At 68.5% G+C, this 17,783-nt stretch carries 17 protein-coding genes; 10 read left to right on the top strand and 7 right to left on the bottom strand.

Annotation, left to right across the window (positions count from 1 at the left end):
- Nucleotides 1–47: 47 nt before the first annotated feature.
- The 4 genes from NFU04_RS02695 to NFU04_RS02680 are packed head-to-tail and all read left to right on the top strand — an operon-like array spanning nucleotide 48 to nucleotide 4,998.
- Nucleotides 48–1,820, top strand: a complete 1,773-nt coding sequence (locus NFU04_RS02695) for a sensor histidine kinase (protein WP_251307991.1) — start codon at nucleotides 48–50, stop codon at nucleotides 1,818–1,820.
- Nucleotides 1,813–3,183, top strand: a complete 1,371-nt coding sequence (locus NFU04_RS02690) for a sigma-54-dependent transcriptional regulator (RefSeq protein WP_251307990.1) — start codon at nucleotides 1,813–1,815, stop codon at nucleotides 3,181–3,183. Before NFU04_RS02695 ends, NFU04_RS02690 begins: the two co-directional genes overlap by 8 nt.
- 32 nt (nucleotides 3,184–3,215) lie before the next feature.
- Nucleotides 3,216–3,884 carry a DUF1007 family protein gene (locus NFU04_RS02685; RefSeq protein ID WP_251307989.1) on the top strand — a complete coding sequence of 223 codons (669 nt, stop codon included), beginning with the start codon at nucleotides 3,216–3,218 and terminating at the stop codon, nucleotides 3,882–3,884.
- Between the two features lie 34 nt (nucleotides 3,885–3,918).
- Nucleotides 3,919–4,998, top strand: a complete 1,080-nt coding sequence (locus NFU04_RS02680) for a nickel/cobalt transporter (RefSeq protein WP_251307988.1) — start codon at nucleotides 3,919–3,921, stop codon at nucleotides 4,996–4,998.
- Between the two features lie 12 nt (nucleotides 4,999–5,010).
- On the opposite strand, the gene NFU04_RS02675 is transcribed toward NFU04_RS02680, so the two are convergent.
- Nucleotides 5,011–5,439: an HIT domain-containing protein gene (locus NFU04_RS02675; protein WP_146802983.1), complete on the bottom strand. Its 429-nt coding sequence runs from the start codon at nucleotides 5,437–5,439 to the stop codon at nucleotides 5,011–5,013.
- Between the two features lie 204 nt (nucleotides 5,440–5,643).
- Here NFU04_RS02675 and NFU04_RS02670 point away from each other — a divergent pair, with 204 nt between their 5' ends.
- The 5 genes from NFU04_RS02670 to NFU04_RS02650 all read left to right on the top strand — a co-directional run bounded on the left by NFU04_RS02670 (nucleotide 5,644) and on the right by NFU04_RS02650 (nucleotide 10,463).
- Nucleotides 5,644–6,663, top strand: a complete 1,020-nt coding sequence (locus NFU04_RS02670) for a TAXI family TRAP transporter solute-binding subunit (protein ID WP_251307987.1) — start codon at nucleotides 5,644–5,646, stop codon at nucleotides 6,661–6,663.
- Nucleotides 6,664–6,941: 278 nt separating this feature from the next.
- On the top strand, nucleotides 6,942–9,074 hold the full coding sequence (locus NFU04_RS02665; protein WP_251307986.1) for a TRAP transporter permease: 2,133 nt from the start codon (nucleotides 6,942–6,944) through the stop codon (nucleotides 9,072–9,074).
- A complete protein-coding gene (locus NFU04_RS02660; RefSeq protein ID WP_251307985.1) occupies nucleotides 9,071–9,817 on the top strand; it encodes a sulfite exporter TauE/SafE family protein in 747 nt (248 codons plus the stop codon). Before NFU04_RS02665 ends, NFU04_RS02660 begins: the two co-directional genes overlap by 4 nt.
- Before the next feature lie 72 nt (nucleotides 9,818–9,889).
- The gene (locus tag NFU04_RS02655) at nucleotides 9,890–10,021 is read left to right on the top strand and encodes an entericidin A/B family lipoprotein (protein WP_146802979.1); all 132 of its coding nucleotides are present in this window, start codon (nucleotides 9,890–9,892) and stop codon (nucleotides 10,019–10,021) included.
- 97 nt (nucleotides 10,022–10,118) lie between these two features.
- Nucleotides 10,119–10,463: an I78 family peptidase inhibitor gene (locus NFU04_RS02650; RefSeq protein WP_251307984.1), complete on the top strand. Its 345-nt coding sequence runs from the start codon at nucleotides 10,119–10,121 to the stop codon at nucleotides 10,461–10,463.
- Between the two features lie 301 nt (nucleotides 10,464–10,764).
- Here NFU04_RS02650 and NFU04_RS02645 read toward each other — a convergent pair whose 3' ends face one another.
- The 3 genes from NFU04_RS02645 to NFU04_RS02635 all read right to left on the bottom strand — a co-directional run bounded on the left by NFU04_RS02645 (nucleotide 10,765) and on the right by NFU04_RS02635 (nucleotide 14,124).
- Complete coding sequence (locus tag NFU04_RS02645) at nucleotides 10,765–11,277, bottom strand: acyl-CoA thioesterase (protein WP_146803026.1); 513 nt, start codon at nucleotides 11,275–11,277, stop codon at nucleotides 10,765–10,767.
- 121 nt (nucleotides 11,278–11,398) lie between these two features.
- A complete protein-coding gene (locus tag NFU04_RS02640) occupies nucleotides 11,399–12,709 on the bottom strand; it encodes a short-chain fatty acid transporter (RefSeq protein ID WP_251307983.1) in 1,311 nt (436 codons plus the stop codon).
- A gap of 74 nt (nucleotides 12,710–12,783) precedes the next feature.
- Nucleotides 12,784–14,124, bottom strand: a complete 1,341-nt coding sequence (locus NFU04_RS02635) for an MATE family efflux transporter (RefSeq protein WP_251307982.1) — start codon at nucleotides 14,122–14,124, stop codon at nucleotides 12,784–12,786.
- A gap of 101 nt (nucleotides 14,125–14,225) precedes the next feature.
- Here NFU04_RS02635 and NFU04_RS02630 point away from each other — a divergent pair, with 101 nt between their 5' ends.
- The gene (locus tag NFU04_RS02630) at nucleotides 14,226–14,552 is read left to right on the top strand and encodes a hypothetical protein (protein ID WP_251307981.1); all 327 of its coding nucleotides are present in this window, start codon (nucleotides 14,226–14,228) and stop codon (nucleotides 14,550–14,552) included.
- A 255-nt stretch (nucleotides 14,553–14,807) separates the two neighbouring features.
- On the opposite strand, the gene NFU04_RS02625 is transcribed toward NFU04_RS02630, so the two are convergent.
- The 3 genes from NFU04_RS02625 to NFU04_RS02615 all read right to left on the bottom strand — a co-directional run bounded on the left by NFU04_RS02625 (nucleotide 14,808) and on the right by NFU04_RS02615 (nucleotide 17,589).
- Nucleotides 14,808–15,056 carry a YfhL family 4Fe-4S dicluster ferredoxin gene (locus NFU04_RS02625; protein WP_146802976.1) on the bottom strand — a complete coding sequence of 83 codons (249 nt, stop codon included), beginning with the start codon at nucleotides 15,054–15,056 and terminating at the stop codon, nucleotides 14,808–14,810.
- A 47-nt stretch (nucleotides 15,057–15,103) separates the two neighbouring features.
- Nucleotides 15,104–15,583, bottom strand: coding sequence for a pantetheine-phosphate adenylyltransferase (gene coaD / locus NFU04_RS02620; protein WP_251307980.1), 480 nt, complete (start codon nucleotides 15,581–15,583; stop codon nucleotides 15,104–15,106).
- A gap of 128 nt (nucleotides 15,584–15,711) precedes the next feature.
- Entirely contained in the window at nucleotides 15,712–17,589 is a 1,878-nt protein-coding gene (locus tag NFU04_RS02615) for a beta-ketoacyl synthase (protein WP_285835106.1), read from the bottom strand.
- Nucleotides 17,590–17,783 lie beyond the last annotated feature (194 nt).

Genomic DNA, 17,783 nt, shown 5'->3' with positions numbered 1-17,783 from the left:
CTCGCCCCCTTGCTGGTCGAGCTTGGGGCCGAGTCGGGGCTGCTGCCTTGACTCGGCCAGGGCTGCGTCGGCTGGCCTGGCTGGTCCCGGCCGCCATCGCCCTGCTGAGCCTGTGGTGGCTCTGGCACTGGCAGTATGCCCAGGCCCAGGCGGAGGCCCGGCGCCATGCCGAGGCACGCCTGGCCCTCTATGGCAGCAGCCTGGAGGGGGCCCAGGAGCGCTTCACCTACCTGCCGGACCTGCTGGCGCGCCAGCCCCTGGTGCAGGCCGCCCTGCTCGACCCCGCCGGCGTCTTCCTGCCCCAGGTCAATGCCTACCTGGCGCGGGTCGCGGAACGCTCCGGCGCCGAGGCGATCTTCCTGGTGGACGCCGAGGGCATCACCCTGGCCAGCAGCAACCATGCCGGCCCCGACAGCTTCGTCGGCCACGATTACCGCTTCCGTCCCTATGTGCACGATGCCCTGGCCGAGGGGTGGGGGGAGTTCTTCGCCGTGGGCAGCACCTCCGGGCGGCCGGGCTACTTTATCGCCGCGGCGGTGGGCCAGGAGCGGGCGTCGCCCACCGGGGTGCTGGTGGTCAAGGTCTCCCTGGAGGCGCTGCAGACCGACTGGCGTCGGGCCGGCGAGCGGGTCCTGTTGATCGATGCCAATGGCGTGGTGATCCTATCCAGTCGTCCCGAGTGGCGCTATCGACGGCTCGGCGAGCTCTCGCCGGAGGCCCGGGCGGAGATCCGTGCCCAGCGCCAATTCATGGGACGGCCCCTGGCGCCCCTGGGTGAACGCTTGGGCGACGGTACCCTGCGCATCGGCGATCAGGGGCTCGGCGAGCGTTATCTGGCCAGTGCCTTGCCGCTGGCGACCCTGGGCTGGCGGATGCACTACCTGACCCCGGTGCGTCCCCTCTACGTCAGCGCCCGCAATGCGCTGATGGGGGGCGCGGCGGTGTGGGTGGCGCTGCTGCTGCTGGGGCTGTGGCTGCGCGAGCGACAGAAGCGCCAGCGCCTGCGCGAGCGGGAGGCACGGATCTATCGCGAGGCCAACGAACAGCTGGAGGCGCGGGTGGTGGAGCGCACCCGTGCCCTGCACGAGGCCCAGGCGGAGCTGGTGCAGGCCGGCAAGCTGGCGGCCCTGGGCACCATGGCGGCGGGCATCGCCCACGAGCTCAACCAGCCCCTGTCGGGGATTCGCACCTATGCGGCCAACGGCGAGCGGCTGATTCAGCGTGGGCGTTCGGAGGCCGCGGAGGAGAACTTCCGGCGCATCCAAGGGCTCTGCGAGCGCCTGGCCACCCTGATCCGCCAGCTCAAGCTGTACGCCCGCAAGGGCGGTGCCCGGGAGCCGGTCGACCTCTCGGCGCGCCTCGATTTCGTGCTGGAGCTGCTGGCCGAGCGTCTCGATAAGCAGGGTATCGAGGCGCTGGTGCGACGCCCCGAGGCCGAGCCGGCCTGGGTGCTGGGGGACGAGGTGCGCCTCGAGCAGCTGCTGACCAACCTCTTGCGCAATGCCCTGGATGCCCTGCGCGGCGTCGAGACGCCGCGACTGGAGGTGAGCATCGAGGCGGCCCCCTCGTGCTGGGTAGTGCGTATCGCCGATAATGGGCCGGGCATTCCCGAGGCGCTGCTCGACAAGCTCTTCGACCCCTTCTTTACCACCAAGGCGGTGGGCGACGGCCTGGGCTTGGGGCTCTTTATCAGCTTCGGTATCGTTCAGGACCTGGACGGCCGCCTCCAGGCCGGCAACAACGCGACGGGAGGGGCCTGGTTCCGGGTCGAGCTGCCCCGGGCCGTCGCCCCGGCGACAGACGAGAAAACGCATGAATGAGAGAGACCCCGCGTCGCTACCCATCTGGTTGGTGGACGACGATCCGGACGTCCGGGCGTCCCTGAGTCAATGGCTGGAGCTCTCCGAGCTCGCGGTGCGTACCTTCGAGCGTGGCCAGGCTGCCCTCGATGCCCTGGCGGCGGGGGAGCCCTGCGGCGTGCTGGTCAGCGACGTCAAGATGCCGGGCCTCGATGGCCTGGCGCTGCTCGACGCTGTCCAGGCCCTGGAGGAGCCGCCGCCGGTGGTGCTGATCACCGGCCATGGCGATGTGCCCATGGCGGTCGAGGCGATGCGCGCCGGCGCCTGGGACTTCGTCGAGAAGCCCTTCGCGCCGGAACGCCTGGAGGCCTGCGTGCGCCGGGCCCTGGAGCGGCGGCGGCTTGCTCAGGAGAACCGGCGGTTGCGCGAGGCGCTGCGCGAGGGGGACCTGGCCGCGCGGCTGCTGGGGGAGGCCCCGGCCATGGTGGCGCTGCGCCGGCAACTGGCCAACCTGGCCCCGACCCGGGCCAATGTGCTGGTGCTGGGGGAGACCGGCAGCGGCAAGGAAGTGGTGGCCCGCTGCCTCCACGAGGCGAGCGGCGCCGAGGGGCCCTTCGTGGCCCTCAATTGTGGCGCCATCGCCGCCGAACTGATCGAGTCGGAGCTCTTCGGCCACGAGAAGGGCGCCTTTACCGGGGCCATCGAGCGGCGCATCGGCACCCTGGAGCACGCCAGTGGCGGCACCCTCTTCCTCGACGAGGTGGAATCCCTGCCGTTGGCGGCCCAGGTCAAGCTGTTGCGCGCCCTGCAGGAGGGGGAGCTCACTCGCCTGGGCAGCAATGCGCTGATCCGTGTGGACCTGCGGGTGGTGGCGGCCACCAAGGAGGAGCTGCTGGCGCTGGCGGCCCGGGGCGGGTTCCGCGAGGACCTCTACTATCGCCTGGCCATCGCCGAGCTCGCGCTGCCGCCCCTGCGCGAGCGCCGCGAGGATATCCCCCGGCTCTTCTATCACTTTTGTCGCCAGGCGGCGGAGGTGCATCAGCGTCCGCCGAAGGAGCCGGATGCGACGCTGCTCGCCGCCCTGAGTCGTCACGCCTGGCCGGGCAACCTGCGCGAGCTGCGCAACATGGCCACCCGCTATATCCTCGACCTGGCGCTGCCCTGGGAGGCGTCGGCATCGGCGGCGCCCGCCGAGACGGCCTCCCTGGCCGCGCAGATGGAGGCCTTCGAGGCGACCCTGCTGCGCGAGGCGCTGAGCCGCCACGGGGGCAATATCCAGGCGGTGATGGAGGCCCTGGACCTGCCCCGGCGCACCCTCAATCAGAAGATGCAGCGCCATGGCCTGCGCCGCGAGGCCTTCCTGTCGCAGGAGGAGCGTGGATAATGTTATCTTGTTGCTTTTTCTGGGGGCCCCTCATGCCCAGCCCGAGACACCTGATACGGCGCGGCCTGTTGCTGCTGGGCGCCGTGCTGCTGCCCGCGGCCGCCCAGGCCCACCCCCACGGCTGGATCGACCTCAGCGTGCGGGTGATCCTCGATGATCAGGGGCGGGTCGAGGCGCTGCATCAGCGCTGGCGGATGGATCCCTTCTACAGCCTGGTGCTGCTGGAGGAGCTGGGTCGCGCCGAGGGCGGCGAGTCCATGGAGGCGCGCCTGGATCAACTGGGCCTGGAGATTCGCGACACCCTGGCCCCCCAAGGCTACTTTACCGAGCTGAGCCTGGATGGGGAGGCCCTGGCCCTGGGCGAGGTCAGCGAATACACGGTGATGGAGCGGGGCGGCCGGGTCGAGTTCATCTTCCTGCTGCCCCTGGACGAGCCTCGCCCCCTGGGCGAGGCGACCCTGCGCTACCGGGTCTACGATCCCACCTACTATATCGAGGTGGTTCACGAGGCGGACGAGCGAGTCCCCCGGGAGCAGGCCCTGGTGGTGAGCGGTGATCACGACTGCGAGACCCGCGTCCTGGCCGCCGACCCGGACCCGGCCCAGGTGGCCGAGGCGGCGCGCCTGGACACCGACGATCAGGCCCCGGAGGGCCTGGGCCGCTACTTCGCCGAGACGGGAGAGGTGCAATGTCGTATCTAACCGGCGTCGCCCATGAGCGCCGCGGAGATCACTTATGCCGGCGGTAATCGGTTTCCTGCGCTCTCCCCGGGGCTGGGGCGTCGCCGCCCTGGGCGTATTGCTGCTGGCCGGCGTGCTATGGCTGGCGCAGGGCGGGGCCCAGGGCCTCGGCCTGCAACTGGTGGCCTGGCAGCGCGACCTGCACCGGGCCCTGACCCTGGCGATCACCGAGCTCTCCGGCACGCCCTCGGCGGCGGCCTGGACGGGACTGCTGGGCATCAGCTTCGGCTACGGGGTCTTCCATGCCGCCGGGCCCGGACACGGCAAGGCGGTGCTCAGCACCTACCTGCTGACCCAGGGCGGCGCCCTCAAGCGCGCCCTGGCGCTCTCCTGCGCCGCCTCCCTGCTGCAGGCGCTGGTGGCCATCGCCCTGGTCACCGTGCTGATTCACGGCTTGGGCTGGCTGACCCGCCAGGCCATGGGCTCGGTGGTCTGGGTGGAGCAGGCCAGCTTCCTGATGGTGACCCTGCTGGGGCTCTGGCTCTGCGGGCGGGCCCTTCGCCGCCTCAGGGCCGGGCGCGTCTCGTCGCCGGGCGAGGCGCGCCCTCACCGGCCTCCCCCTTATGACCATCCGCACGACCACGACCACGACCACGACCACGACCACGACCACGACCACGACTGCGGTTGCGGCGGGAGTCACCACCTGAGCCCGGCGCAGGCCGGCGACTGGCGCACCGCCCTGGCCACGGTGGTGGCCATCGGGCTGCGCCCCTGCAGCGGCGGCGTCCTCTTGCTGGGGGCCGCCTCCCTGCTGGGGTTCTTCTGGGCCGGGGTGGCGGCGGTGCTGGTGATGGCCCTGGGCACGGCCCTGACGGTCTCGGCCCTGGCCCTGGCCAGCGTCCTGGCTCGGGACTGGGCACAGCGGCGCCTGGCCCGCCAGTCCCGTGCCGCCCTCGCCGGCCCCCTGCTGGGCTGGGCCGCCCTGGGCGGTGGCCTGGCCATCGCCTTGCTGGGCCTCACCCTCTTCGTCACCGGGGTCAAGAACCCCGCCTCGGCGCCGCTGCTGGGGGCGCCGCCGGCCGTCCAGGACGGCGAACCGAGGGCGCCTCGCCTCCCCTTCGGCGGCCAGTAGGCCGCCGCTTGATTACGCCTCCCCCAAGTCGAGTCCCTCGATAATCGCCAGGATCTCGTCGCGGCGCCGGGCCTGGCCGTCCGCGTCGTAGGGCTCGGCCCGGCCCTGGCCCCATACCGGGGCGGGCCAGGCGGCGTCCTCCTCGAATCGCACGATCACATGCAGGTGCAGCTGGGGCACCATATTGCCCAGGGTGGCCAGGTTGAGCTTGTCGCCGTCCAGGGTCTTCATCAGCCCTTCGCCCAGGGCCGTGGCCTCGCGCCAGAGCGTCGCCTGGTCCTCCCTCGACAGCTGATAGACCTCGGTGACCCCGGGGCGCCGCGGCACCAGCACCAGCCAGGGGAAGCGGGCGTCGTTCATCAGCCGGACCTGACAGAGGCCCAGCTCGGTGACGGGGAGAGTATCGGCTTCCAGCCGCGGGTCGAGGGTGAGGTCGCTCATGGGAGGCTCCTGGGTGGCAAGAAGTGGCCGGGGCGGGGGGCGTTATCGGCAACAGTTTGCCGATCGCCGGGGCGCCTTGACCAGTCGTCGACTCGGCGCCGTTGCTAATATGCTGATTCTAAAGATTATTGGGTAAGCTGGCAGGGATATCGCTCTAGTCGAGTGGCATAACCATAACAAGCCATCATCGACAGGAGAGATAGCATGCACAAGCGCCAGTTCCTCAAGTCCGCCCTTAGCCTCGCCACCGCCGCCGCCCTGGGCCTGGGTGCCGCCGGCGCCGGCGCCAGCGACGAGGGCGGTCAGTACATCATGGGCACCGCCACCACCGGCGGGACCTTCTATCCGGTGGGCGTGGCCCTCTCGACCCTGGTCAGGGTCAAGCTGGAGCCGACCCATAATATCGCCGTCTCCGCCATCAGCTCCGCCGGCTCCGCCGAGAACCTGCGCCTGATGGAAGACGGCCAGGCCCAGTTCGGCATCCTCCAGGCCCTCTATGGTGCCTGGGCCTGGACCGGCGAGGGCCCGGTGCCCCAGGCCTACGAGAACGTGCGCTCCGTCTCCATGCTATGGCAGAACGTCGAGCACTTCGTGATGCGCAGCGAGCTGGCCGAGACGGGCACCATCGACGATCTGACTCGCCTCTATGATCGCGGCTTCTCCATCGGCGCCCGCAACTCCGGCACCGAGGGATCCGGTCGGCAGATTCTTGCCGGTCTCGAGATCGACCCGGAGCAGATGGACCTGGCCTACCTGGGCTATGGGCCCAGCGCCGATGCCATGCAGAACGGCAATATCGACGGCATGAATATCCCCGCCGGGGTCCCCGCCTCCGCGGTCACCCGCGCCTTCGCCAATATGGGTGACGATATCGCCATTCTCGATATCACCGACGAGCAGTTGGCACGCATCAATAGCGCCTATCCGGTGTGGAGCCCCTACGAGATCGCCGCCGGCACCTACCCGGAGCAGGACGCGCCGGTCCAGACCATCGCTCAGCCCAATATCCTGGTGGTCAATGCCGATGTGCCGGAAGAGCACGTCTACCAGATCACCAAGGCGATGTTCGAGAACCTGCCGTTCCTCAACAATATCCACCCGGCGACCCGAGATATGGCCCTGGAGAAGGCCCTGGATGGCCTGCCCATGCCGCTGCATCCCGGGGCGGCCCGTTACTTCCAGGAGCAGGGGCTGGAGATCCCCGAGCACCTGCTGGAGGGCTGAAGCCCCCTTATCGCCCCCGGAGCATCAAACCATTCCTGAAGACCACGGGCTCGTGACCTCGGTACCTCGAGGCCCGGGGCTACTCTGGGGGCAGGCACTCCGCGAAGACGCTGTAGACCCATCCCTGGGCGCTCGGCTTTTTCATCCCTGAAAAAGACGCTTCGCTTCGACCTGCCCCCAGCGCCCCTCGGCGATTGCCACTGCGCCGATGTCACCGCGCCGCGGCCTCAGCGAGACCTGCTCCGACTCCCATCCACGCCTGCCCCACGAGACTGCCCATGAATACCATGCCTGCCCCCGAGGTACGCGACGAAGACGTCAGCGAGGCTCCCGAGCGCCTCGCGCATTCCTGGCTCGGTCGAGGGCTCTTCGCCCTGACCATCGTCGTGTCCCTGTCGCATCTCTACTTCAATACCCTGGGTACCCTCTCCGAGGTGTGGACCAGCGCCCTGCACTTCGGCATGTTCGGCCTGCTCTGTGCGCTCTCGGTACCCATGCTCAAGGCGCGTTCCGCCACCGGTCAGCGACTGGTGCTGGCGGTGGATGTGTTGCTCGGCCTGGCTGCCCTCGGCTGTGCCTTCTACCTGATCGGCTTCGAGGACGCCCTCTACGCCCGCGGGGTGCGCTTCTCCACCGCCGATTGGGTGGTCTCGATCCTCGCCCTGGCGCTGGTGCTGGAGTTCGCCCGGCGCACCACCGGCTGGTTTATTCCGGTGCTGTGCCTGGTGGCGCTGACCTATGTGGCCTGGTGGGGACGCCACGTGAGCGGCGTCTTCGGTTTCCCCGGTCTCAACTGGGAGACGGTGCTCTACCGCAGCTATATGGGCGGTGAGGGCATGCTGGGCTCCATCGCCCGCATCTCCTGGTCCTATGTGTTTATGTTTATCCTCTTCGGCGCCTTCCTGGTACGCTCCGGTGCCGGCGACTTCATCATCGAGCTGGCCCGCTGCGCCGCCGGGCGCTTCGTCGGTGGGCCCGGCTTCGTGGCGGTGTTCTCCTCCGGCCTGATGGGCTCGGTATCCGGGTCCAGCGTGGCCAATACCGTCTCCACCGGGGTGATCACCATCCCGCTGATGCGCAAGGCCGGCTTCCCGGCGCGTTTCGCCGCCGGCGTCGAGGCGGCGGCCTCCACCGGCGGGCAGCTGATGCCGCCGGTGATGGGCGCCGGGGCCTTTATCATGGCCTCCTATACCCAGGTCTCCTACCTGACCATCATCGGCGTGGCGGCCCTGCCGGCGCTGCTCTACTTCCTCTCGGTGGCGATGTTCGTGCGCATCGAGGCCAAGCGCAGCCATACCGAGGAGGTGGCCGTGGAAGAGGCGCCGCGCCTGCTCGAGGTGCTCAAGGGCGGCTGGCACTTCCTGCTGCCCCTGGTGGTGCTGGTGGCCTCCCTGATCTATGGCTTCACCCCCACCTATGCGGCGGGGATCGCCATCCTCTCGGTGGTGGTGGCCTCCTGGCTGTCGACGTCCCCGATGACCCCCAGGGCGATCCTCGAGGCCCTGGCGCTGGGCAGCCGCAACATGGTGACCACGGCGATCCTGCTGCTCACCGTGGGGCTGATCGTCAACGTGGTCTCCACCACCGGCATCGGCAATACCTTCTCGCTGATGATCACCGACTGGGCCGGCGGCAGCCTCTTGATCACCATCGTGCTGATCGCCGTCGCCTCCCTGGTGCTGGGCATGGGCCTGCCGGTGACCGCCGCCTATATCGTCCTCGGCACCCTCTCGGCGCCGGCGCTGTATAACCTGATGGCCCACGACCAGTTGCTGGAGCTGATCATGGCCGGCGACCTGCCGGAGCAGGCCAGGGCGATCTTCATGCTCGCCGCCCCGGAGCACCTGGAGGCCCTGAATGCGCCCATGGATGCCGCGGCGGCCCGGGAGCTGCTGGCCCTGGTGCCGGACGACTTCCGCGGTCAGCTCTATGAGCAGGCCCTGTCGCCGCATACCCTGACCATGCTGCTGGTGGCGGCGCATATGGTGATCTTCTGGCTCTCCCAGGACTCCAACGTCACGCCGCCGGTCTGCCTCACCGCCTTCGCCGCGGCGGCCATCGCCCAGACGCCGCAGATGCGCACCGGCTTCACCGCTTGGAAGATCGCCAAGGGGCTGTATATCGTGCCGTTGCTGTTCGTCTGGTCGCCGCTGATCACCGGCTCGCCGCTGGAGATGCTTACCGTCTTCGCCTTCGCCCTGTTCGGCATCTACGCCATTATCGCCGGCCTCGAGGGGTACCTGGAGAGCGAGCTGTCCTGGTGGCTGCGTCTGGCCATGTTCCCCATCGGTGCCCTGATGCTCTGGCCCCATGGTGAGCTCGTGCTCGACCTCTTGGGCCTGGCGCTCTTCCTGGGTATCCTGACCTGGAGTTCCCGCGCAGGACGCGCGTCGCAACAGGCATTGGCATGACGCTATTCGAAGGCCTGGCCCTGGTTGGCATCGGGGTCGTGGCCGGTTTCATCAATGTGCTCTCGGCGGGCGGGTCGATGCTGACCCTCCCGCTGTTGATGTTTCTGGGGCTGCCGCCCCAGGTGGCCAACGGCACCAACCGGGTCTCCATCGTGTTGCAGAGCCTCTCGGCGGTGACCAGCTTCCTGCGCGCCGGGGCCTCCCATATCGGCCTCGGCCTGCGCCTGGCGGTGCCGGCGGTGATGGGCTCGCTGCTCGGTGCCTGGTTGGCCCTGCGGGTCAGCGACGCCCTCTTCGAGGCGGTGCTGATCGCGGTGATGGCCGGTTCGGCGCTGCTGATGCTGTTGCCCCAGCCGCGCCTCGACACCCGGCCGCTCACCGTGGAGCGGCTGACGCCGGTGGTCTACCTGGCGATGTTTGCCATCGGCCTCTACGGCGGCTTTATCCAGGTGGGGGTGGGGATCCTCTTTATCGTCGTGCTCTATCGCCTGCTGCGCATCGACCTGGCCCAGGTCAACGTCTTCAAGGTGCTGATCATCCTGGTCTACACCCTGCCGGCCCTGGGGGTCTTTATCGCCTTCGGCCAGGTGCGCTGGGGCTTCGGCCTGCTGCTGGCCCTGGGCAGCATGCTGGGCGCCTGGCTCGCGGTGAAGGTCAATATGAGCCCCCGGGGCGCCCTCTGGGTGAAATGGCTGACCCTGACGGTGATCGTCGCCATCATCCTGCGCCTGCTATTCGCTTGACGTGTCTCGGAAGCTGCTAAAGTAAAGTCGATAGATATCTTCGGGTCGGTAACATACCAGGAGGGAATCGCGATGCGACGACTGATGGCATTGATGCTGGTGGCGGTATTCAGCTTGGGCCTGCTGAGCGGCTGCAATACCGTGCGTGGTGCGGGGCAGGATATCCAGGAGGGCGGTGAGGCCCTGGAGCGCTCCACCTATTGAGGGGGCGCCGTCGGCGTTATCCTGTTGCCGGGTCTGAGGGGGTGAGCTGGGGCTCGCCCCTTTTTCATGCGATCGTGCCGTTCGACAAGGAGTCCCCATGTTCAAGTCTTCCCTGACCCTGCTGCTGCCCCTGGCGCTGGCGGCCTGTACGATGGGGGCGCCGCCCCCGGCCAACGAGCCGGCCCCTCGTCCGCCCCGGGTCGGCCAGGGCGATGCCGGCCACCCGGGCGGTGGCGAGGATGCCTGCGGCGCCGAGCGGGTCCAGTCACGGCTGGGCCAGGCCTACGGCGAGGCATTGCATCAGGAGCTCGCCACCACCAGCGGGGCCCGCCAGGTGCGAGTGATGCGCCCCGGCCAGGCCCATACCCTGGAGTACCTCCACGACCGGCTGAATATTCGCCTGGACGAAGATGAGCGGATCACCGACCTCTTCTGCGGCTAACTAAAAGGGTTTTTCGCAGATCAGCGTGAAGCCACGGCATGGCAGACCTCCAGCTTGCTGTTGTGGGAGATGGCTTTAGCCGCGGTCCGACGTCTCGGCGATGTTGGCCGGCTCGGCCGATTTACATCTGCTTCCCCATCGCCTGCTGAAGCAGGCTCCTACCACCCCGGCGACCTTGTGCCAAGACAGGAACTGGCTTTAACCGAGGTCCCGCAATGGTATTCACGCCAGAGTGCGATGAACCACTAAAAAAGCGGCGCCTTACAGGGCGCCGCTTTTCGATGGCAGGGGAGGGCAGGGCTCAGTGAGTCTCGGCGCCGTAGTGCTGCTCCGCATAGTGGTTCTCGTGGGTGCGCCGCGCCTCTTCCTCGGCCTGCTTGCGCAGCTTCTTGCGCAGCGCCGCCTTCTCGAAACGCAGCTTCTGCATCGGGGTTTCCAGGTTGAGGGGCGGCACCTCCACCGGGGCACCCGCCTCGTCCACCGCCACCATGGTCAGGTAGCAGCTGTTGGTGTGGCGGATCACCTTGTCGCGGATATTCTCCGCCACCACCTTGACGCCCACCTCCATGGAGGAGCGCCCCACGTGGTTCACCGAGGCCAGGAAGGTCACCAGCTCGCCCACATGGATGGGCTGCTTGAACAGCACCTGGTCCACCGAGAGGGTCACCACATAGCTGCCGGAATAGCGGCTGGCGCAGGCATAGGCCACCTCGTCGAGCTTCTTGAGAATGGCGCCACCATGCACCTTGCCGCTGAAATTGGCCATATCGGGGGTCATCAGCACGGTCATGGCCAGCTCGTGCTGGCGGGGCATATCGTCGGTCACGGGAAGCTCCAGAGGCAATAAGCGTGCCCATGAGGATACCCGCTTCCCGCGGCGACTGCATAAGGGGTGGCGCCGACAGGCATGTCGGCGCCACTTCTGGCACAGCAGATCATAGATAGGTCAGCAGCAGGCTAATGATGACCCCGGTGACCAGCAGCTGCACCAGGCAGAAGCCCATGATGTCCTTGGCCTTGAGGCCGGCGATGGCCAGTACCGGCAGCGCCCAGAAGGGCTGCAGCAGGTTGGTCCAGGCGTCGCCCCAGGCCACCGCCATGGCCACCCGGGAGATATCCGCCCCCAGGGCCTCGGCGGCGGGCAGCATCACCGGGGCCTGGACCGCCCACTGGCCGCCCCCGGAGGGCACGAAGAGGTTGACCACCCCGGCGCTGAGGAAGGACCAGAAGGGCAGGGTCTGGGCGCTGGCGAAGGCCACGAAGCCCTCGGAGAGGCTCTGGGCCAGCCCCGACTGCACCATGATCGCCATGATGCCGGCATAGAAGGGGAACTGGATCACGATGCCGGCGCCGCCCTTGACCGCCTCCTGCAGGCTGATCAGCAGGTTGCGCGGGGTGCGGTGGAGAACGATGGCCAGGAACAGGAACAGGAAGTTGACGATATTGAGGTTGAGGCCGCCGCCGCGCAGCAGGAAGTGATCGACCAGGAAGAGCAGGCCGGGGATACCCACCAGCCAGGCCAGGCTGCGGCTGTTCTCCAGGCGATCCGCCGGACGATGGCGCGTCATGCCCTCCTGATCGGGTTCCTCCAGCAGGGCCGGATCGACATAGACGCTCTCCTCGTCGTCGGGGAGCATCAGCCGGTTGACCAGGGGCACGACGACGAAGAGCGCCGCCACGATGGCCAGGTTGAACCAGGCGAAGATGGTCTCGGAGGTACCCACCACGCCGATGCGGTCGACGGTGAAGTGCCCCTCGGTGGCGATGGTCAGGGGGATGGAGCCGGCCAGGCCGCCGTGCCAGACCACGAAGCCGGAGTAGGCACTGGCGATCAGCAGCCGGTAATCGACGCGGATCTGGCGGGCCAGCTCCTTGGCGAACAGCGCCCCGACCACCAGGCCGAAGCCCCAGTTGATCCAGCTGGCGGCCAGCGAGACCAGGGTCACCAGGACGATGGCGCCCGCGGCATTGCCGGCCTTGGCCGCCAGGCGTTGCAGCAGGCGCTTCACCGGCGGGGTATTGGCCAGCATGAACCCGGTCACCAGCACCAGCAGCATCTGCATGGAGAAGGTCAGCAGGTTCCAGAAGCCGTCGCCCCACATGCGCATCACCGCCAGCGGCGTTTGGCGCTCCACGGCGATGGCCGCGGCGGCGGCCACCAGGGTCAGCAGCAGGACGAAGACATAGGGGTCGGGGAGGTAGCGTTCGACCAGCTTCACCGCCGGCCGTGACAGGAACTTGAGCATGGCATATTCGCTTGTTGTGATATGGACTATCGCAACATACCCGAAACATCCCACGGCACGCTATCGACCTAAGGCTAGCTTGGGCTGTCCTGGGGACGAATCGGCGCGTCTCGCCAGCGGTGGCGCCGGTAATGCAGGTAATAGGCACCGAGGGTCGCCGAGCGCACCAGGGTGAAGAGCGTAAAGGCGAGCCACAGGCCGTGGTTGCCGAGCCCCTGGGTCAACCACCAGCCGGGCAGGTAGACGGCCAGGGCGACGAAGATGCTGTTGCGCATCTCGCGGCTGGCGGTAGCGCCGATAAAGACCCCATCCAGCAGGTAGCTCCATACCGCCAGCAGCGGCATCAGGATCACCCAGGGCAGGTAGTGGGTCGCGTTGGCGCGTACCTCCGGCAGGTCGGTGAGCAGGGCGATCAGCGTCGGGCCGCCCAGCCAGAAGGCCAGGCTGGCCAGGGCCGCGGTCACCAGCGAGAAGCGGGTGGCGCCGGCCACGGCGGCGCGGAACTCGTCCCAGCGCCCGCGGCCCACGGCGCGCCCGGTCAGGGCCTCGGCGGCATGGGCGAAGCCGTCCAGGCCGTAGCTGGTCAGCATGATGAACTGCAGCAGCACCGCATTGGCGGCGAGGATGGTATCGCCCTGGCTGGCGCCCTGGGCGGTGAAGAAGGCCATGGCGAAGAGTATCCCCAGGGTGCGCACGAAGAGGTGACCATTGACCCGGATCAGTTCGCCATAGGCGGCGGGGTGGCGCAGTGCCTGGCGATCGAGCCGTCCGCCCAGGCCGCGCAACTGGCGCCCGACCAGCCACAGGCCGAAGGCCAGGGCACTGTAGTCGGCGATGGCCGAGGCCAGGGCCACGCCCTTGCTGGTCATGCCCAGGCCGATCACGAACCACAGGTCGAGGAGAATATTGATGGTGTTGGTCAGCACCAGGATCATCAGCGTGACCCGGGAGTTCTGCTGGCCCAGAAACCAGCCCAGGATGGCGTAGTTGGCCAGCACCGCCGGGGCCGAGACGATGCGGATCCGGGCATACTCCCGGGCCAGCCCGGTGGCCGCCTCGCTGCCATCCAGCAGCCACAGGCCCAGCTCGATCAGCGGTCGCGAGAAGAGGATCAACGCCACGCCAATGGCCACCGCCAGCACCAGGGACTGGCCCAGCAGGGTGCGCACCTGGCTATCGTCGCCGCGCCCCAGGGCCTGGGCGGTCAGGCCGGTGGTGCCCATGCGCAGGAAGCCGAAGCCCCAGTAGAGGAAGCCGAACAGGGTGGCCCCCAGGGTCACCCCGGCCAGGTAGCGGGAGTCGGGCAGGTGCCCCACCACGGCGGTATCCACCAGGCCCAGCAGGGGCACGGTGATATTCGACAGAATGATCGGCCAGGCCAGCAGCCAGATGCGGCGGTGTGGGGCGATGGGCACTAGACTTTCCTGAGAGGTAGCGACGGGCGGGCAGGATAGCCCCGGCATGGGGCCAGCACAAATCGCGCCGCGTCAGGATCATCATCAAGGGGAGAATAGCGATGCGAGGAATCAAGCGAGGGGTAATCGCCTTGGGTGTCGCCCTGGCGCTGGTCAGCGGCGCCGCGGGGGCCCGGGAGGGCGTCATGGAGCAGCGCCTGGCGGCGCAACCCAGCGGCGGTGCGATGATCGCGGATGCGCTGATCGGGCGCCCGCTGCTGGCCGCGGCGACCCTGGGAGGCACGGCGCTCTTCCTGGTCTCGCTGCCCTTCAGCGCCCTGGGAGGGAACGTGGAGGCGGCGGCGGAGACCCTGATCAAGACCCCGGCGGAGGCCACCTTCCGGCGCTGCCTGGGGTGCAGCGTCAGCCGCCGCGCCGACGAGTTATAGCCTTCACCGTAAAATGACGCCGCTGGTACCTAGGGCTATCGCCGTGGGAGTGGCTAAGGGGCGCTGGGGGCAGGGCAGAGCAAAGCGTCTTTATCATGGACGATAAAGCCGAGCTTCCAGGGAAGGATTTACAGCGTCTTTGCGAGCCCTGTCCTCAGATTAGCCACGCGCCGACGAGTTATAGCGGCTCGGCGCAAAAACGAACGCCGGTGCCCTCCCTCGAGGGCACCGGCGTCGTCGTGAGACGGGCTGGCGTCAGGCCGCGGTGATGCGCTGATACTTCTCCATCAGCTGCTCCCGGGTCTCCTCGCGTTGGGGATCCAGGGGGATGCAGTCCACCGGACAGACCTGCTGGCACTGGGGCTCGTCGAAGTGGCCGACGCACTCGGTGCACAGCGCCGGGTCGATCACGTAGATTTCTTCCCCCGGCGAGATGGCGCCATTGGGGCATTCGGGTTCGCAGACGTCGCAGTTGATGCACTCGTCGGTGATCATCAAGGCCATGGGGCTACCTCAGAGAATTGCCTGAGCCGCTTTTCCGAGCGGCTAACTCAGGTATTGTAATGCGCTTTCAAGGCCTCGACGACCCTGGGGTGGACCAGCTTGGAGACGTCGCCGCCCAGGTTGGCGATCTCCCGCACGATGGTCGAGGAGATATAGGAGTTCTGCACCTCGGGGGTCAGGAAGAGGCTCTCCACGTCCGGCGCCTGGGCGCGATTCATGTTGGCCAGCTGCAGCTCGTACTCGAAGTCCGAGACGGCGCGCAGGCCGCGCAGGATGATGCGGGCCTGCTGGGTCTCGAGAAATTCGGTGAGCAGCCCCGAGAAGCCCATCACCTCGACGTTAGTGATGTCGGCGACCACCTCGCGGGCCAGGGCGACCCGGGCATCCAGGTCGAGGGTCGGGCGCTTGCCGGGACTGGCGGCGATGGCCACGATCACCCGGTCGAACATGCGCGCGGCGCGCTCGATCAGGTCGGTATGGCCATTGGTGATGGGGTCGAAGGTGCCGGGATAGACCACGGTGTTCATGGGCGGTGTCCTGTACCGATCATCGGGGGCGGGCCTCAGGGTAGCGAAGGCGCCCCGCGGCGACAATGTTATCGCCGGGGGCGCCGCCTCGTCCCCGGCACTTGGCCCGGCCGAGGCGGCGCCTGCCGTCAGTCGTCGAGGCGGCCGAAGGGGTTGTCCACGGCCAGGGAGACCGGCTGGGCATAACCGGGGATGCGCAGCTCCTGGTCGTCGATCTCCAGCTCCGGTCCCTCCAGCACCCCTTCGCCGAAGCGGTACTGAACCCGGAACTGGCCCTGGTCGGCCTGCGCCCAGTAGGCCTCGGCGGTGGCTTGGGTGGCGTCGCGCTTGGCGCGCCAGGCGGCCATGGCGGCGGCGCCGTGGCGCTGCTCCAGCAGCCGCTCGGTGACCCGCGGCGAGAGCACCAGGCCGGTGGCGTTGTTGCCGCCGAAGCCCTTGGCGTTGATCAGGCTGGCGTCGGCGTCGAAGGCCCGGGGCGTGCGCGAGAAGGTCAGGCGCTCGGCGTGCACGTCGTCGGCCACCGCGTCCAGGGTGGGGATGCCCGGCAGCAGGCCATGGGCGAAGCTGCCCAGGGCGCTGGCGATCTGGTCGCCGGCGGCGCTGCCCTGGGAGTGCCCCACGAAGGCCTTCACCGCCACCACCGGCCAGGCCTCGATGCCGTAGGCGTCGGCGATGCGATCGAAGACATGCGACTCGGTGATCCGGTTCTTCGGCGTGCTGGTGCCATGGGCATGCAGGAAGGTGCGATGGCGCAGCCCCTCCTCGCCGAGGATCTCCCGGGCCAGGGCGGCGGCCTTGCCCAGGGTGATGTAGTTGCCGATGCCGGGGGCCGAGATGGAGCGCTTCCAGCCGTCGGCATTGGCGAAGACGCCGGGCACGGAGCCGAGGATCCGCGCCCCCACCTCCAGGGCCAGGGCGTCATCCATCAGCAGCACGAACTGGCTGGCCTCGGCGATGGTGAAGCCGCAGTTGCGGGCGAAGGGGCGGCAGGCGCGCTGGTAATCCTCGTCGGTGAGCAGCTCCAGGGCGTCCAGGGCCTTGAGGCTGTCGTCGTCGGCCAGGGCGCCCATGGCGCGGAAGCCCTCGATGATCTCCGGGGTGATGGGCGCGTCCGAGGTGCCCACCATCACCACCCGGCGGCGACCGCTGCGGATGTCCTCCACCCCCAGGCGCAGGTTGTAGAGGAAGCTGGCGCAGGCGCCCTGGATGGCGCCGGTGGCCCCCACGCTGCCCAGCACATAGGCATTGAGGAAGTCGGCGGGCATCTGCCCGTAACCCAGGGGCATCTGCTTGGAGGTGGCGCGATTGCCGGAGACGAAGCTCTTCAGCAGGCCGCCCCAGCCGGCGTCATCCAGTTGGCCGATGGAGTTGCCGGCATAGACGGCGATGGCATCCGGGTCGAGGCGGTCGCGCAGTTCTTCCCAGGCCAGGCCGCTGTCGCCCAGGCAGTCGGAGGCGCCGAACACCGCCATGGAGAGGCCCCGGGGGTGGTGCACGCTGCGGTAGAGACGCTCCGGCTCGAAGCCGCTGGGCAACTGGCCGGCGGCCCGTACCTGGGCGGCGCGGCGTTCCGGCAGCAGCACATCGAGATGGCCGGCGGGGACGGTGACCTCCACCTGGCGACGGTCGAGCTCGCGCACCTGCCAGGTCTCCGGAAGTGCCTCGGGAAGCTGACGGCGGCGCAGCCGAAACACCAGCGGCGCCTCGATATCGAGACGCGCCTGGCGATTGGCGGGAAGGCCGTCGGCGCCGAAGCGGGGATCCTCGATGCGCCGGATCAGGGTGTGGTCGAGAATGCGCTGACGGTACCGCTCGACGACCTCGGCGGCGGCGAGGGGCTGGTCGCCCGCGTCGTGCCACTGGCCATCGGCGGCGCCGGCCAGGCGCATCAGGGCGGCCAGGCCGAGCAGCGTCTCGGCTTGGGCGGATTCGGGCAGGGCCTCGAGGATGGAGCGGCGATAGGCCTGATGCCCCGAGGTTCTGCCGGCGGCATTGACGCCCCCCATGCCGACGATCACCGGTAAGTGTGACAAGCCGGATTCCTCGTTGTGCTGATTGATCGTGGAGTCATATTCGAGTAGGAGCCGGATGATAGCACCCCGGCTTCGCCCCCGTCATGCGGGGCTCATGGGCCGGCACCGGAAAAAGGTTGAAACGAATGTTTGAACCCTCCTCTTCTTCGGGCTATCATGAAACGGCT

Source organism: Halomonas sp. NCCP-2165, from assembly GCF_023708045.1.
GTDB classification, from domain to species: Bacteria; Pseudomonadota; Gammaproteobacteria; order Pseudomonadales; family Halomonadaceae; genus Bisbaumannia; species Bisbaumannia pacifica.
The sequence above is the reverse complement of the archived record's forward strand: the minus strand, read 5'-3'. Positions and strand labels throughout refer to the sequence as shown.